Origin of the sequence: Flavobacterium praedii (assembly GCF_026810365.1) — a bacterium.
Taxonomy (GTDB): Bacteria; Bacteroidota; Bacteroidia; order Flavobacteriales; family Flavobacteriaceae; genus Flavobacterium; species Flavobacterium praedii.
This window is the reverse complement of sequence record NZ_CP113948.1, coordinates 3786071-3802799: the sequence shown is the minus strand read 5'-3', so window position 1 is coordinate 3802799 and position 16729 is coordinate 3786071. Positions and strand designations below refer to the sequence as shown.

Genomic DNA, 16729 nt, shown 5'->3' with positions numbered 1-16729 from the left:
AACGTATTCTTATCGTTTAATCCGCTTTTCGTTGTCTCTCAAAGCGGGTGCAAAACTAACAATTCTTTTTGTAACTGGCAAGAACTTTTTGAAGTTTTTTTGAAAAATATTTTTCTCAATTTCTTCTCTTTTCTTATCAGCCTCTCAAGGAACGTTGCGCGTTTAGCGGGGTGCAAAAGTAACATACTCTTTTAATTCCCACAAGCTTTTTTTAATCTTTTTTGAAAATAAATCTTCTTTGTGATTTTTATTACTTGTCAGTGTTTTAAAGAACTTAGTCGCTGTTGCGGGTGCAAAAGTAGACCCTTTATCCCTTTAAACAATGACTTTTTTGAGGTTTTTTTGATTTATTTTTTAATCTATTGGTATATTGTGCTTTATACAACCCCTTTTTTATCAAATCCATCGTTCTTACTGAAAATTTTAGGCCCTTTTTACGGTTTTATTACTTTTTGTGCCTTTTCAGAAGGGATTCATACCAGATGTATTGCCCTTTTTACGGCTTGTTAGTACTACTCTTTGTTCCTAGTTGTATTCTCTCGAGATATGGACTGGGTTTTACTAATGGACATTTATCGTTCTTTGGGACGCGGATTTAACGGATTAGCTAATGCGAAGGCACGGAGGAGCGCGGATTTTTATTCCCTTCCTTAATATAATGTGGTCTTTGTATCTCTCTATAGCTGTGTCCTATTAAAAAATACAGTTCTCGCAAAGGCGCGAAGGCGCAAAGAAAATTGTTCTAAACTTGGCGCCTTGGCATCTTGGCGAGAAAAACAAAGCTTAACTTAATCTAATTCGGCGCGGTGGGACGCGGATTTGACGGATTCGCTAATGCGAAGGCGCGGAGGAGCGCGGATTTTTATTCCCTCCTTTATATAGTGGGCTTTTGCAGCTGTATCTTATTATAAAATATAGATCTCGCAAAGGCGCGAAGGCGCAAAGAAAACTGTTCTAAACTTGGCGCCTTGGCGTCTTGGCTAGAAAAACAAAGCTTAACTTAATCTAATTCGGCGCGGTGGGATGCGGATTTGACGGATTCGCTAATGCGAAGGCGCGGAGGATCGCGGATTTTTATTCCCTCCTTTATATAGTGGGGCTTTTATAACTGTATCTTATTATAAAATATAGGTCTCGCAAAGGCGCGAAGGCGCAAAGAAAATTGTTCTAAACTTGGCGCCTTTACGTCTTGGCGAGAAAAACAAAGCTTAACTAAATCTAATTCGGCGCGGTGGGATGCGGATTTTATTGATTGGCTAATGCGAAGGCACGGAGGATCGCGGATTTTTATTCCCTTCCTTAATATAATGTGGTCTTTGTACCTCTCTATAACTGTGTCCTATTAAAAAATATAGGTCTCGCAAAGGCGCGAAGGCGCAAAGAAAACAGATCTAAACTTGGCGCCTTTGCGTCTTGGCAAGAAAAACAAAGCTTAACTAAATCTAATTCGGCGCGGTGGGATGCGGATTTAACGGATTCGCTAATGCGAAGGCGCGGAGGAGCGCGGATTTTTATTCCCTCCTTTATATAGTGGGGCTTTAATAGCTGTATCTTATTATAAAATATAGGTCTCGCAAAGGCACGAAGGCGCGAAGAAAATTGTTCTAAACTTGGCGCCTTGGCATCTTGGCGAGAAAAACAAAGCTTAACTCAATGTAATTCGGCGCGGCGGGATGCGGATTTAACGGATTCGCTAATGCGAAGGCGTGGATTTTCTTTGTTTCTTCTTTACCTATATATTAGGTGTTGTTTTTTTTATGAATACGACCTCATGAAAACGAATGTCCTAGCCCTGATAATAGTGGAAATCCTTATGAGCCGGTGTTTGGCTCATAAGATTGTAGCGGATAGCAGGTTTAAGCTCCTTACCTAAACTAAGATTAATCTTTAATCAAATCGAATGGCTTTGACGGGTGAAATTTTTGTAATTATATAAGAAGGAATCAACAAAACTAAAGAACAAATCACTACTGTAAGCAGATTTAGAGCTAATATATACCCAAAATTCAAATATACAGGTGCTTGATTGACATAATAGCTTTCGGGATTGAGTTTTACTATTCCGAAATGTTCCTGCACTAACAATACTGAAATTCCAATTAAATTACCCCAAAACAAACCTCTCACTATTAGATAAAAGGCATTGTACAGAAAAATTTTTCTTACTGACCAATTATCTGCACCTAACGCCTTAAGAATCCCTATCATTTGCGTACGTTCTAAAATAAGAACCAATAGAGCCACAACCATGTTTATAGTCGCTACCAGAATCATTACCACCAAAATAACTATAATATTAAAATCGAAAAGCTGTAACCACTCGAATATATAACTGTATTTTTCAATAATTGTTTTGGTATCTAGAGTTGAGGAGGTTTTTTTATAAACTTCTTCCCCTGTTTCTTTTATCGCATTAAAGTCTTTTACAAAAACCTCAAAAGCACCAATTTGATTGGAAGACCATTTATTTATTCGTTGAATGTGACGAATATCACCTATTATATAAGTAGCATCGAATTGCTGAAACCCTGAATTGAAAATTCCGGCTATTTTGAATCGACGAATATTAGGTAATTGATTTTGGTCTTCCTTAATAAAGAAAGTATTAAAGTAATCACCCACTTTTAGATCTAGTCGATAAGCAAGAAATTGAGAAATTACAACTTCTTGGTTAATACCTTTGGAAAAAATAGGTAATCTACCCGAGACGAGATACTCTTTTAAATTCCCCCATTGATAGTCATCACCTACTCCTTTGAAAATAATCCCTTCAAATGCAGTTTCAGTTCTTATAATTCCTGCTTTACTAGCTATAGCCTGTATATGATTTACTCCAGGAACTGAAATAAACTTGGGATAAAAATCTTGATGTTTTGAAATAGGTAATACTGTAGTTTCGGACTGGTTATTATCGTAATTCGAAATTATGATATGACCATTGAATGCAGCAATTTTTTCCCTTATTTTATTTTGCAAACCTATTCCGGTAGCCACAGAAACAATCATCATAATCATTCCGATAGCAATAGCTGAAATAGCAATGTTAATAATTGGCGCCGATATGCTGCTTTTATAATCTTTGGCGGTTATAAGCCTTTTGGCTATAAAATACTCTAAATTCAAATTGTTTTATTTTGAGGAACTGAACAAATATACATAAAGTTTCATTTTACACTTTGCAAATCCAATAGTTAACACTAAATTACCACTGAAACACAAAATAATCGTTTAGAGCGGCAATTTCTTTTTCATCTCTTCTACAATATTATAAGCTGCGGGACATATTGCAAGATTCTTGAGTGTTAAATCAGTAATTTGCTGAAACTTCTTTCGATCAGTATGAGGAAACTCTCTACATGCTTTTGGACGAACTTCATATATCATACATGCGTTCTCATGATCCAAAAAAGCACAGGGCACACTTTGCAACACATAATCTCTATCTTCATCAATTCGTAAATATTGCTCAATAAACTGTTGTGGTTTTTGTCTTAAAAACTTTGAAATTCTTTCAATATCTGCCAAAGTGAATAACGGACCGGTTGTTTTACAACAATTTGCACAGTTCAAACAATTGGTTTTTTTGAATTCGGCTTCATGAATATCTTGCATAACATAATCCAAATTCTTTGGCGCTTTCTTTTTTAGCCTATCAAAATACTTTTTGTTTTCGATATGCTTATCTTTGGCTAGTTTTCCTAATTCGTTTAAAGCTGGTTTCAATGCTGAAATATATAGATGATTCAGCAAAAGTACTAAACTTTAAACTTGGAAATTTAAACTTGAAACTAAATTTTATGAAAGATCTTTTCGGAAAAGCCATACTCGATTACCAAACCAATAACAATCCTGAGGATTTAATCACTGAAACTACTATTTCAGAAGAAGATGAGATGAGTGTCGCCTATCTTTTTAGGAGTTATGATCAAATGCCAAGGATAGAACAAAAAGCACTACAACTCACAAAAGGAAAAGTACTTGATGTAGGATGTGGAGCTGGAAGCCATAGTTTAACTTTACAAAACGACAGAAATCTTGATGTTACTTCAATTGACATTTCTGTAAATGCAATTCAAGCCTGCAAGCTTCGAGGCCTAAAAAAAGCAATTATTCAAGATGTAATGTCATTTGAAAATGAAAAATTTGACACTATAATAGTTTTAATGAATGGTCCGGGAATTTGTGGCAAATTACAAAACATCCCAAAGTTCCTTTTGAAATTAAAATCATTACTTTATCCAGGAGGACAAATATTAATGGATAGCTCAGACATTATTTACATGTTTGATGAAGATGAAGACGGGGGCAAATGGATTCCATCGGAAAACGAATACTATGGCGAAACTATTTTCAATATCACATATAAAGGAGAAAAAGAAACACCTTTAGATTGGCTTTTCTTAGACTATAACACACTTCAAAATGCGGCTATAGATAATAATCTTCAATGTGAACTAATAATAGAAGGAGAACACTATGATTATTTAGCTAGACTTTCATAGTATAGAAATTGAAACAACTAATCCTTTTTATACAACACAATTAAATAATTAAATTAGATTAAATCCAATAAATAAAACAATAAGGCTTTACCTTTAAATAAGAATAATAAAAAACCTCTACAAAAAATAAAATCTTTTTGTAGAGGTTTTTATTGTACTTTAAAACAATTACCCTTGACCTGCAATTTTAATAGGTAATTCATAAAGCACTCTAACTCTTTTACCGCGATTTTCACCAGAAGACCATTTAGGAGAACTAGATATTACTCTTTTAGCTTCAATACCAGTTCCATCTCCAAGATCTTTTACTACTTTAACATTTGAAATAGAACCATCAATTTCAATAACAAATGCAACTTTTAAAATACCTCCATTTCCTTCATATTCAGGAATTTTAAAATTTTTTCCAATAAAATTTAATAATTCATTATATCCACCAGGAAATTCTGGTCTAACTTCTACCTCTTCATAGTTATAAGGAGCATCGTCAACATAAGTACTAGTAGGTTGTGCAGAGGCAATATTCACAAAAACTAAAGTAATTACTGAAAGTAAAAATTTTTTCATATCGTAAATTATTTAAAGTATGTACGCTCTAAAAAAAGAAACATTACATAGTAGGTTTTAGTAAAAATACAAAAATATTCGAATAAAAAAACGATATTCATAAATATTAATACGCAAAATTACATGTTTCTCATGTGTAAAACATAAGCTTCTGATTTTGTGACATTTAAAAACAAGCACAACGAAAACGATTGAATTATTTTAACAAAAAAAAATGAATCATAAAAACACTAAAGAAAGCCTTCCGATTTGATCGAAATGTAAAACTTGGCATGTTTAAGGAATATTCAAGTATTTATGTGTTTGCAACGAGACACGCCATTTGGGATTATTCATTACATAATCTACTATAAGTGGAGTCATTTCCTCCTTTTTACTCCATTCAGGTTGAAGAAAAAGAATAGTTTCTGATTTAACTTTTTCTGCTTGTTCTTCTGCAAAAATAAAATCATGTTTATTATAAATTATAACTTTAAGTTCATTAGCATTATCATAAACCGTTTGAGTAGGTAACTTGTTTTTTTTTGGAGAAAGACAAATCCAATCCCAAATCCCACTAAGAGGATACGCACCGGATGTTTCAATATGCACTTTTAGTTTAGCCTCTTTTAATTTTTGAGTTAAAGGATTCATGTCCCACATTAGAGGTTCTCCTCCAGTAATTACAATAGTATCTGCAAATTTAGTTGCATTACTTACAATCAAATCGATTTTTGTGGGCGGATGCAATTCTGCATTCCAACTTTCTTTAACATCACACCAATGACAACCAACATCGCAACCACCAACTCTAATAAAATAAGCTGCAGTACCTGTATGGAATCCTTCTCCTTGTATGGTATAAAACTCTTCCATAAGAGGAAGCATGGTTCCTTTATTTACTTCTAATTGAACTTCTCTAGATAACATTATATAAATTTAGTCTGCAAAGATAAGCAATTAAAAACAACCCATAGAAATCCAAAAAAAAATGGCAATTATTTCTAATTGCCATTTTTAGTAAAATTATAGTTTATTTATTTTAAAGCTTTTAAAGAATCTAATGCATATTGATTAGCTGGATCAATTGCCAACGTTTTATTAAAAAGCTCAATTGCTTTATTCTTGTCTGTATTAGCATAACTTGCAGCAGAAGTATTATAACTTTCAATTATTTTTTTTATTACTGCAGGTTTAGCCAACTCCTCCTGTCCCTTTTCTGTAACAATATTAACATAATCACTATAATATTTTATTGTTAACTCATCATTTTCCAATAAACTATTAGTTCTTGCTCTATAAATATATGCATCTTGCGTTTTTGGAGAAGCTTCAATAACAGCCGCATAAGCCGCATCTGCCTTTTTTAACGATTCAACATCTGGCTTTACAATATCTTTTCTTGTATTATCAAAATACAAACTATTCCCTAAATAAAAGTTATCCAATACATAATTTTTTGATTCTTTATTAGCCACGGCTATCTCATAAATTTGAGCTGCTTGTTTAAATAATTTTTGCTCATAGAGTTTTTTTCCAACTTCACTAATATTTATTGCTAAACTATTAGCATCCATTTCAGCTGATTTCTTAATATCTAAAATACCATTATCAAATAAGGATTGGTCAACAGTTTTACCATCTTCGCTTACTGATTTTTTAATCTTTGCAAATCCTAAAGTTTGATAATCTAAAGCAATTACTTTATTACCAGGAGTTGAGATAAAACTATCTAGTGATTTTATTGCAACATCATAATTACCGTTCTGAAAAGCTGAAAACCCTAAATAACGTAAAATTCTTGGATTAACTTTATCCAATTCAATCATTTTATTTGCCTCAATCTCTAAAGCTTTGTATTCACCAGCTAAAACTAAAAAATCTGCATGACGCATTCTAGAATTAAGAGAGTAATCTGTTAACGATAAATATTTTTCATAATTAACCAAAGCTTTATCAACATAAACTCTATATTTAGAAGGTTCATTTCTTCCCCATAAATAATATGTTTCAGCTAATTCACGATAAACAGGCCCATAATTTGGATTAATGGCAATTACTTCATCGAAAGCTTTTATTGCTTCAGTATAAGCTTTTGCTCCTTTTAACAGAACACCTAATTGCATTTTTGCTCTAATTAATGTATTGTCAAAAGAATAAGCGTTTCTATAAGAAGAGTAAGCATCATTTTGATTTTTATCACCAAAATAAGCGTTCCCTAAAGCTAAGTTTAATTGTGCATCTTGAGGATTAATTAATTTAGCTTTATTTAACACATCAATAGCTTTCTTGTAATCGGGTTTTGTAGAAAAGGTATAAGCACGACCTATGAAAATATATTCTTCAATGTCTTTCTTTTTTAAATCTTTAGTAGCAATTGCAAATTTTTGTTCCGCAGCAGCTGGATTACCATTGTCTAAATCTATTAAACCAAAACCAATATTATTTAATCTTGCTCCTTCTGTACCCAAAAGACCTTTCTGATAATATATTTTAGCAGAATCAATATTATTTTGCAACATGTAAACATTACCTAAATAAAACGCTGCAGTACCATTAGTTGGCTTTGCATTAATAATAGATTTTAAAATAGTTTTAGCACTTTCAAATTGTTCTGCATCAATTGCTTTTTTTGCTTGGTTTATATCCTGCGCTTGAATAGTAGCCACAACAGCTAATAAAGCAATACTTAAAACTTTAACTTTGTTCATCTTCATTACATTAATTATTTTATTTCTATTATTTTTTAGAGTCACCTCTTATTATATTCAGATTCCTAGCGGGTATTTTATATGGTAACAAACCCGATTTTAGAACTATACGTTGTCCTATATCTCCTGCCACAAAAGAAGAAAAACCCATACCCAATCCAGAGCCTCCCTGACAATTAACTATATATAAGTCTCTTACCAATGGATAAGTTCCCTCTGCAAAATTATTCTGAGAAGGAGCAAAATAACCTTTCTTATCTAGACCTTTAACACTTAAGATATTTATATTTTCAATTATAGAATCCATGGAAGGCATAGGTTGCGATAACCAATTTACTCCAACAACTCCAATCATACCATCATTTTCGGAAACAAATTTTAAAACTTCATTATTAGTTTTAAAAGTAAAAACATCCTTTTCAGGTAATCCACTTAATCCAGCTAATACATTCATGTAACTTACAGTACTTGAATTCGGATTATCAAAAACTAATCCCTTTATTTTTGAATTTCTATCACCTTTCATAAAACCTATAACCTCTTTTAAAGCTATCAAAGTATCATTATTTGATTTATTAGAAACAAATGCAATACCATCAATAGCAAATTTAGTTATTTTAGGAACTATTTTGCTCTGTTCGAACACTTTTAACTCTTTTTTAGTTAAATTTCTAGCAATTGCAACAATTTTAGCTTTTTTGTTAAATAAAGAATTTAAAACCTCCGATTCAGACGAAGAAATTAATGTGAATTTGGCATCGTACTTACTTTCAAAAATCATTACTTCATCTTCTACGATGGGTGTAATTGTTTCATCAACGAGAATAGTCGCTTTCCCTTTTAAAATAGTTTCATTAGCTATTGAGTCATTTTCATTTTTTTTACAACTAAAAAAAATGAAAACGATCAAAAATAAAACATAAATATTTTTCAATCTGAACATAACTATTCTTTATTACTATTATATACACGAAAAAAACGGATAATAGAATATACAATTAGAACAACACCAAGAGCAATTCTATATTCCATTTGCATGTTAAAAGGAAACTTATTCCAAAAAATAACCATTAAGCCTAAAAAAAAATAGGCTAAAAAAACCAAAACAGTTATAATAAGAAGAAATCGCTCAATAAGCGATTTCTTCTTTAAATTATTAAATAAACTATTTAACATTATTCTGCAGATTGTATAGTAATTGGAAGAGAATATAATACTCTAACTTTTTTACCATTTTGCTCTCCAGGAAGCCATTTAGGGCATTTGCTTAAAACTCTAATTGCTTCTTTTCCAGTTCCGTAACCTATATCTCTTACTACTTTGATATCTGTTAATGATCCATCTTTTTCTACAACAAAAGTAACATACACTTTACCTTTTAGACCTTCTTCTTCAGGAGCTTGATAATTCTTACCAACAAATTGATAAAACTTTTCAATTCCACCTGGATATTCAGGTTTTTGTTCAATTCCAGCTAAAGAGTGCACACTAGTGTCCTCCTCGATAACTTCAACAACTGGACCATTTCCAACTTCTTCAACTGTAAGAGGAGCATCTGGATCTCCTTTAATAGTTTCAGCACCCGTTTTTTTGTCCTTGATATCATCCATCTTTGGAGGATCTTCAGTAACATCTTCAGCCTTTGCAACCACAGGTTTTACAAATTTAACCTGATCTTGTTTTGGTGGTGGTGGTGGTGGTGGAGCAAGATCTTTTACATCTTCAACTTTCTTCTTAGGCGGCAATTTTACAGCAGTAATCTTGATATCAGTATCAACTTCTTCTCCACCTTTTGGCAAGTAACTCGCTATAAGCGGAGCACTAACAGCTAGGCTAAAAAGAACACTACCAATGACAAGCGCTCGCATAGAAGTCTTACGATTCGATTTTCTAAGTTCGTAAGCACCATAAAGCTTATTACGTCCTTCGAAAACGATCTCAATCCATTGATTTTTTATTAAATCTAATTTCATTTTTTTTAATTATTAGGTTATAAGCAAAAAAATATTATTTTTTTGCTTCTAACAATTTTTGTTCTTCTGGTGAAAATTCAGGTACAATAGCATAGGATCCTGTTGCATTTACTCCAACAATTGCCATCTCATCCAAAACATCAACCAAATTACGATACGTTGATTTTTTACTTGGTTTAATAATAACAATCATTCCGTCTTTAGGTTTTCCTTTAGCTGTAGAGTACTGTTTAACCAATTCCATTCTAGCTAGCAATTCTTTTCGAATTCCATCTTTACCATATGTAAAATCTTTTGGAGCCGCAAGCGGTTTTTCCAACATACCTACATAACGCACCAATTTTCCATTTTCACCAAGAAGTAAAGTCATTGTACGATTTTCATCAACTTTAATATTACTCTCAGGAGCATTATTATCTTTTTCTTTATCTGGCAACGTCAAATCCATGGATTGAGGTTTAGACAACGTAGTGGTAAGCATAAAGAATGTGATTAGTAAGAACGCCAAATCCACCATGGCAGTTAAATCTACCTTTGAGTTTTGTTTTTTACTTCTTACTTTACCACCTTTTCCGCCTCCACCGTCGCCGGTATTTAATTCAGCCATTTTAGTGTGTCTTTTTTAATTAAAAATTCTTTCCTCTTAAACCCGTAACCAAGTTAAAGCTATTGATTTTTTGATCTTGCAAAATATCCATCACTTGTTTGATTGCAGGATATTGCTCCTTAGCATCTCCTTTTATTGCAAATTGCAATTCTTTGTCATTAATCTCTATATTAGCTTTACGAGAATATAAAATCCAATCTTTCAACTGATTATCCAAAGAGTCTTTAGGAACACCTGGTTGACCTGCCTTACTTCTTTCAGATGCTTTCATATCTAAAACTGCTTTTAGATTTTGAATTGGCACTCCAAAACTTTCCATTAGTGCAAATTTCTCTGCATCTGCTGCTGAAAAAGCTATATTGTATTTTTGCCCCATTAATTCTAGAGCTTTTTTACGAACTTCTCTTCCTTTCAAATCAAAGAATACAGCAGTTTTTCCATCTACTTTACCAATTGTCAAAGTAGACAAATCAGTAGCTGGCAATTTTGTTTGCACAGTAGACTGTGGAGTATCAACTGGTAATACTTCAGGTGTTTTAGCAGTGGCAGTCAAAATAAAGAACGTAAGCAAAAGAAACGCAACATCACACATCGCCGTCATATCGGTAGATGTGGACTTTTTTTTCATTTTTATTTTAGCCATTATTTATGTCTATTATTTTGATAAAATATTATCAAAAATTAATTATTGTTTTAAACTACCTCTGAAGTGTCTGTAAGTATTAACGATTGTTGTACCAGCCTCATCAATAGAGTACGTTAAATCATCAATTTTTGAAGTAAAGAAGTTGTAAGCAACAATAGCTGTAATAGATGTAGAGATACCAGTAGCCGTGTTAATTAAAGCTTCAGAAATACCTACTGCAAGTGCAGCTTGATCTGGAGTTCCAGCAGAAGCCAAAGCACCAAACGCTTTAATCATCCCTGATACTGTTCCTAATAATCCTCCAAGTGTTCCTAAAGAAACTAAAGAAGAAATAATAGTCATATTTTTTTCTAACATTGGCATTTCAAGAGAAGTAATCTCTTCAATTTCCTTATGAATAGTTTCAGCAGCTTCTTCACTGTTGAATCCTTCTTTTTTAACCTCTTGGTATTTAACTAATGCAGATTTAATTGCATTTGCTACAGAACCTTGTTGTTTATCACATGTAACAATAGCTCCATCAATATCACCAGTTTTGATACTTGCTTGAACTGTTTTCATGAATTTATCTAAATTTCCTTTTCCAGCAGCTTTTGCGATAACAAAATATCTCTCGATAGAAAACACAATAACCATTAATAACATACCTAATAATACTGGTACTATAAATCCTCCTTTATAAACTTGACCTAATGTGTTTAATGGGTGTCCTTTTTCAATATCACCACCTTCAAAATTTGATGGATCTCCCATTACTTGAGACCAGATTAACCAACCCACAAAAATACATGCTGCAATAATAATCCCTGAAACCATTCCTCCACCATTTGAAGTGCTTTCTTTTTTAACTTTAACGTTTGCCATTTTTTTAAATTTTAAATATTTATTTTAGTTTTAATAAACTTGTATAGGAGCAAATTTAAATTTTTAGTTGAAATAAAAAAACTTTTTTTGAAGTAATCTTGCAAATTATTTTATATTCAAAACATAAGCACTACGTTTTTTAAGAATAATTAAATATTTTTTTTAAAAAAGTGATTCAAAAAATTAAAAAAAAACACGATTTTAAGTATTTTGAATATTTTTATTCAAAAAAAAAGGATATAATTCAAAACGCTTTAAAATAAATAATAAACACAATTTTGTGATATTTAATTACAGAAAATCCTTAATATCATCCTTTCGCAAAAATTTAATATCTTGCATAAAATTTTAATATCCACTAGTTATGAGCAAACAAGAAGAATTTATTCAGCATATAAATAACGGTTATTTTTCAAAAGGAGACAGCATAACACTTGGAGGCGCAATACTTAACAACGAAGTCTTACCAAATACTTTTGTAAAAATTCCTATAAAAACTTTAAATCGACATGGGTTAATTGCTGGTGCAACTGGAACTGGAAAAACAAAAACAATTCAAGTACTTTCGGAGCAACTTTCATCATTTGGAATACCCGTTTTGATGATGGATATAAAAGGGGATTTTAGCGGTATTGCAAAAGAAGGGGTTGAAAAAGATTTTATAAAAGAGCGCCATGAAAAATTAAATATACCCTACTCTGTGTCAAGTTTTCCTGTAGAATTAATGTCTCTTTCTAAACAAGAAGGAGTAAGACTTCGCTCTACTATATCGGAATTTGGTCCTGTTCTATTTTCTAGAATTCTGGATTTAAACGACACACAATCCGGAGTTGTTTCAGTCATATTTAAATATTGTGACGATACAAAAATGCCATTATTGGATTTAAAAGACATCAAAAAGGTTATTAATTTTATTACAAACGAAGGAAAAGAAGATATTGAAAAAAGTTATGGTAAAATATCAACTTCGACAACTGGAACCATTTTAAGAAAAATAATCGAACTTGAACAACAAGGAGCCGATTTGTTTTTTGGAGAAATGTCGTTTGAAATTGATGATTTATTGCGCATTGACGAAAACGGAAAAGGGTATATAAATATTATTCGGTTAACCGATATCCAAGATAAACCCAAATTATTCTCCACTTTTATGCTAAGCTTATTAGCTGAAATTTACCAACAAATGCCTGAAAAAGGAGACGTAGAACAACCCGAATTGGTTATTTTTATAGATGAAGCCCACTTAATCTTCAATGAAGCCAGCAAAGCATTATTGGAACAAATTGAAACCATCGTAAAATTAATTCGTTCCAAGGGAATTGGAATCTATTTCATCACCCAAAATCCTATGGACATTCCTAGTGGTGTTTTGGCTCAATTAGGTTTAAAGATACAACATGCATTAAGGGCATTTACAGCAAACGACAGGCAAGCAATCAAACAATCAGCAGAGAATTATCCTATATCCGAATTTTACAAAACAGACGAAGTATTAACGAGCTTGGGAATTGGAGAAGCTTTTGTAACTGCCTTGAGTGAAAAAGGAATTCCAACTCCACTTGTAGCCACTATGATGCGTGCTCCAATGAGTAGAATGGATGTTTTAACAGATATTGAAATTCAAGAAATCAATGCAAAATCGAATTTAGTTAAAAAATACAATGAAATCATTGATCGTGAGAGTGCTTATGAAATGCTTTCCAAAAAAATAGAATCTGCTCAAGAACAAGTTGCAGCAGAGCAAGAAAAAAAACAGGAAAGCAATGAACCGAGTACTGCAAGTGTAGTCACAAAATCAGTTTTGAAAGTAGTTACAAGTGCTACTTTTATTAGAGGTGCATTTGGAATATTATCTAAAATATTTAAAAAATAATGAAAAACTTCATCACCCTTTTTATTATTCTTTCCACCTTTGCTAGTTGCTCACCAAAGTCAGAATCTAAAAACTTAACATATGTCAAATTAGAAATTGTTAAGACAGAAAAAGATTTTGAAAAATTAGTAGCTGAAAAAGGTCCTGCTGAAGGTTTTTATCAATTCGCCGATTCTAATGCAGTCATCAAAAGAGAACAAGACACTTTAATCATTGGCAAAACCAATATTAAAAATTATTACTTAAACCTAAAACTTCAAAATCCAACTATAACTTGGTCTCCTGATGCCGTAATTGTTTCTGATGCCGGTGACATGGCTTCTAGCTATGGCAAATACAAATGGACCACTAAAGACGCTTCTGGAAAAGAAAAGACCACAAAAGGAGTTTTTCACACAGTTTGGAAAAAACAAAAAGACGGTTCTTGGAAATACATTTGGGATTAATTTAATTTTTTAAAGGATAAAAAACCAATTTTGTAGAAGATTGGATAATTTCATTTTTATTCAATTTCATTTTTCTGAATTTTCCAGAATTGTACAACTCCACTTGATCTCTATAATGCGAACTAAATGGATTTCCTGATTGGCCCGTTGGTAAAATTCCCCAACTGTTTTCAATATCCGAAAAATCTATTACTCTTCGACTTGAAGGCCCTCCTTTTACTTTGTAAAATCCATCATCTACAAAATCAAAAAACTGATTGTTTATCACTTCATTGGATCCAGAAATTTCAAATGGACCAACATTAAAAAAGGGTCTAAATAATGCAACTTTTCCAATTGGATGCTGATATTCTACTGAATGCACTTTTCCCCAAGTCCAATCATATGGATTTTCTCCTAATTGTTTTTCTAAAGCAACTATTGCTTCTTTAAACGATTTGGTTATAATTTGACTTCTATTCTCTTTTGTGTTTTTAGTTGTAACATTATCCCACCAAGGTGAATTTTCGTTAGCTATTTGTCTAGCTACAATTTGTTTCATAATGTGAGTTCCTAAAAACTGTTTGAATGCTTCATCCCCCAATTCGTCTTGAAAAGTATTTTTTAGATATAAAAAAATCCATTTGTTATAAATAGTAGGCCCAACATCTTTTAAGTTATTTGAACCCCTCCACGTTTTTAAAATATGTAATATTTCAGTTTCAGTTTTAGAAAATGATTTTAAATTTAAAGCCGAAAATAAATTTTTCACCACTTCTGGAGCAATAATAGAAGTATTATCATTAATCATTTCGCCTACAGCATTTCGATCCCAGTATGATTTTGCATCCAATAATTGTGTGATTCGTTTAGCCCTATCCTCAGGCAAATAATACCCTGGATAAGCAAAACCATCAATGGATTCTGGCTGATTGTTTGCTGAATAAACATAATTCCAGCTTGGATTGACAGCTGATGGATTTTTAGAAAAATCAAAATACTCTAGAGTATCGTCTTTTCCATTAGAACCATCTAGAATAAAATTGGTATTCACAGCATTACTGTGTTTATACAATTTACCAGTTGCCCACCAACCCACGTTCCCTTTAGCGTCGCCATACATCACATTCAGTCCTGGAGCAGCAATGAGAGCAACTCCTTTTTGAAAATCTGTAATTGACTTTGAATGAGAAAGAGCATAAATGGCTTCAATACTATGAATGGGTTGTTGTGTGTAAATCCAAGACATAGCAACAGGTTTATCACTTTTTAAACCTACTAACAAATCATTCATAACAGGGCCATGCTGACTTACTTTTATATTCAAAACCACGTCTGAGGAATCTTTCACTTTTATTATTTTCTTCCTGATTTCATAATCCTTAAATCCGTTTTTAGTTCGGTATTGATTACTGTTTTTAGGATTGTTTATTTCTTGATAGAAATCGACATCATCATTTTCAAACATGGTTAAACCATAAGCATATTCTCGATTATGTCCTAACAAAGGAAAAGGAGCTCCTGCTAAATAACAGCCATACAATTCAAAATCTGGAGTTTCAATATGCGCTTCATACCATGTTCCAGGTTGCGAAAACCCTATATGCGGATCATTCGCAAAAATTACTTTTTTATTCTTTGTCTTTTGCGGAGAAAGAACCCAACTATTGCTTCCGACAAAAGGGGCAACTGGAGACTGATCTAATAATGACGCAATAGACTTAGAAATAGCCTCATATTCTTGAGGACGTTGTTTTGCAATTTTAATTCGTGTTGTATTGAATTTACCATCTAAACCAAAATCTTTTAGATAATCCATTCCGTATTTGTTCCGAATATCGGTCAATAAAGGATCTGTTTTTTGAGCCATTGCAAAACTAAAAGACATGTATCCAAAAATATTATACACATCTTGAATTGTAAATTTTTGCTTTTCAATCCCTAATAACTGAAATTCTACTGGCGTAACACCTTCCTGAACATATTGATTAATTCCGTCTAGATATGCCATTGTCAATTGATAAGCTGGGCTTTTTTTATCTAATTTAAGAATGGCATTTTGAGAAGCTTCTTCAATTCCTAAACCCACAAAAAATTTATCATTCTTCAAGGCAACCGATCCAAATATTTCAGACAATCTTCCTGGCACAATACGTCTGAGCAATTCCATTTGCCATAACCTGTCTTGAGCATGTACATAACCCAAAGCGATCATGGCCTCTTTTGTGTTTTTGGCATATATATGAGGTACTCCAAATTCATCAAAATAAACCGTAGTTTGATTTTTAATGTTTTTTAAAGAAATCGCTCCTTCATAATTAGGCTTTTGATAACTTCTGTAAATAAAGAAACCGCCAACTAAGGCAATTATTAAAAAAATAAAAAATAGTAAGGCTCTTTTTAGGTTTCTCATTGGTTATAATTTTATAGGCTTTATCAAACTTATGCAAAAATCAACACATTTTATATTCCTTTTTTAGGAAGTACATTTAAAAATGAGACAATTTTTATCAAATACAAATAAAACACAATTTTAATGAATTTAAGCATTATTGTTAATTATTTATTATAATACAAAGAAT

Annotated in this window: 14 protein-coding genes; 3 read left to right on the top strand and 11 right to left on the bottom strand. The window is 32.1% G+C overall.

Translation table 11 applies throughout. The features are described from left to right. Positions 1–1887 precede the first annotated feature (1887 nt). Both OYT91_RS16095 and OYT91_RS16090 read right to left on the bottom strand, forming a co-directional pair. Entirely contained in the window at positions 1888–3123 is a 1236-nt protein-coding gene (locus OYT91_RS16095) for an ABC transporter permease (protein WP_281238755.1), read from the bottom strand. A 105-nt stretch (positions 3124–3228) separates the two neighbouring features. Continuing rightward, on the bottom strand, positions 3229–3723 hold the full coding sequence (locus tag OYT91_RS16090) for a YkgJ family cysteine cluster protein (RefSeq protein ID WP_269224552.1): 495 nt from the start codon (positions 3721–3723) through the stop codon (positions 3229–3231). 74 nt (positions 3724–3797) lie between these two features. Here OYT91_RS16090 and OYT91_RS16085 point away from each other — a divergent pair, with 74 nt between their 5' ends. After that, positions 3798–4502 carry a class I SAM-dependent methyltransferase gene (locus OYT91_RS16085; RefSeq protein WP_269223910.1) on the top strand — a complete coding sequence of 235 codons (705 nt, stop codon included), beginning with the start codon at positions 3798–3800 and terminating at the stop codon, positions 4500–4502. A 168-nt stretch (positions 4503–4670) separates the two neighbouring features. Here the strand turns inward: OYT91_RS16085 and OYT91_RS16080 are convergent, their stop codons facing one another. The 8 genes from OYT91_RS16080 to OYT91_RS16045 form a co-directional block, all read right to left on the bottom strand. Beyond that, a complete protein-coding gene (locus tag OYT91_RS16080) occupies positions 4671–5069 on the bottom strand; it encodes an energy transducer TonB (RefSeq protein WP_269223911.1) in 399 nt (132 codons plus the stop codon). 276 nt (positions 5070–5345) lie between these two features. Next, a complete protein-coding gene (locus OYT91_RS16075; RefSeq protein ID WP_281238754.1) occupies positions 5346–5978 on the bottom strand; it encodes a 7-carboxy-7-deazaguanine synthase QueE in 633 nt (210 codons plus the stop codon). A 107-nt stretch (positions 5979–6085) separates the two neighbouring features. Next, positions 6086–7759 (bottom strand): tetratricopeptide repeat protein, encoded by a 1674-nt coding sequence (locus OYT91_RS16070; RefSeq protein WP_281238753.1) that lies wholly within the window; start codon positions 7757–7759, stop codon positions 6086–6088. A gap of 28 nt (positions 7760–7787) precedes the next feature. Continuing rightward, positions 7788–8702, bottom strand: coding sequence for a PstS family phosphate ABC transporter substrate-binding protein (locus OYT91_RS16065; RefSeq protein ID WP_281238752.1), 915 nt, complete (start codon positions 8700–8702; stop codon positions 7788–7790). A 232-nt stretch (positions 8703–8934) separates the two neighbouring features. Next, positions 8935–9732, bottom strand: coding sequence for an energy transducer TonB (locus OYT91_RS16060; protein WP_269223913.1), 798 nt, complete (start codon positions 9730–9732; stop codon positions 8935–8937). 34 nt (positions 9733–9766) lie between these two features. Further along, on the bottom strand, positions 9767–10339 hold the full coding sequence (locus OYT91_RS16055; protein WP_269223914.1) for an ExbD/TolR family protein: 573 nt from the start codon (positions 10337–10339) through the stop codon (positions 9767–9769). Positions 10340–10358: 19 nt separating this feature from the next. Next, positions 10359–10982 (bottom strand): ExbD/TolR family protein, encoded by a 624-nt coding sequence (locus OYT91_RS16050; protein ID WP_281238751.1) that lies wholly within the window; start codon positions 10980–10982, stop codon positions 10359–10361. Positions 10983–11024: 42 nt separating this feature from the next. Then, a complete protein-coding gene (locus tag OYT91_RS16045; protein ID WP_269223916.1) occupies positions 11025–11849 on the bottom strand; it encodes a MotA/TolQ/ExbB proton channel family protein in 825 nt (274 codons plus the stop codon). Between the two features lie 364 nt (positions 11850–12213). On the opposite strand from OYT91_RS16045, the gene OYT91_RS16040 reads away from it, so the two are divergent. After that, complete coding sequence (locus OYT91_RS16040; RefSeq protein ID WP_281238750.1) at positions 12214–13722, top strand: helicase HerA-like domain-containing protein; 1509 nt, start codon at positions 12214–12216, stop codon at positions 13720–13722. Next, positions 13722–14168 (top strand): YybH family protein, encoded by a 447-nt coding sequence (locus OYT91_RS16035; protein ID WP_281238749.1) that lies wholly within the window; start codon positions 13722–13724, stop codon positions 14166–14168. The genes OYT91_RS16040 and OYT91_RS16035 overlap by 1 nt, the downstream gene beginning before the upstream one ends. A 1-nt stretch (position 14169) precedes the next feature. On the opposite strand, the gene OYT91_RS16030 is transcribed toward OYT91_RS16035, so the two are convergent. Further along, complete coding sequence (locus OYT91_RS16030) at positions 14170–16560, bottom strand: penicillin acylase family protein (protein WP_281238748.1); 2391 nt, start codon at positions 16558–16560, stop codon at positions 14170–14172. Between the last annotated feature and the right edge of the window lie 169 nt (positions 16561–16729).

Coding starts and splice junctions, on each gene's coding strand:
- OYT91_RS16085 (WP_269223910.1), top strand. CDS start 3,798: ATGAAAGATCTTTTCGGAAAAGCCATACTCGATTACCAAACCAATAAC.
- OYT91_RS16080 (WP_269223911.1), bottom strand. CDS start 5,069: ATGAAAAAATTTTTACTTTCAGTAATTACTTTAGTTTTTGTGAATATT.
- OYT91_RS16075 (WP_281238754.1), bottom strand. CDS start 5,978: ATGTTATCTAGAGAAGTTCAATTAGAAGTAAATAAAGGAACCATGCTT.
- OYT91_RS16070 (WP_281238753.1), bottom strand. CDS start 7,759: ATGAACAAAGTTAAAGTTTTAAGTATTGCTTTATTAGCTGTTGTGGCT.
- OYT91_RS16065 (WP_281238752.1), bottom strand. CDS start 8,702: ATGTTCAGATTGAAAAATATTTATGTTTTATTTTTGATCGTTTTCATT.
- OYT91_RS16060 (WP_269223913.1), bottom strand. CDS start 9,732: ATGAAATTAGATTTAATAAAAAATCAATGGATTGAGATCGTTTTCGAA.
- OYT91_RS16055 (WP_269223914.1), bottom strand. CDS start 10,339: ATGGCTGAATTAAATACCGGCGACGGTGGAGGCGGAAAAGGTGGTAAA.
- OYT91_RS16050 (WP_281238751.1), bottom strand. CDS start 10,982: ATGGCTAAAATAAAAATGAAAAAAAAGTCCACATCTACCGATATGACG.
- OYT91_RS16045 (WP_269223916.1), bottom strand. CDS start 11,849: ATGGCAAACGTTAAAGTTAAAAAAGAAAGCACTTCAAATGGTGGAGGA.
- OYT91_RS16040 (WP_281238750.1), top strand. CDS start 12,214: ATGAGCAAACAAGAAGAATTTATTCAGCATATAAATAACGGTTATTTT.
- OYT91_RS16035 (WP_281238749.1), top strand. CDS start 13,722: ATGAAAAACTTCATCACCCTTTTTATTATTCTTTCCACCTTTGCTAGT.
- OYT91_RS16030 (WP_281238748.1), bottom strand. CDS start 16,560: ATGAGAAACCTAAAAAGAGCCTTACTATTTTTTATTTTTTTAATAATT.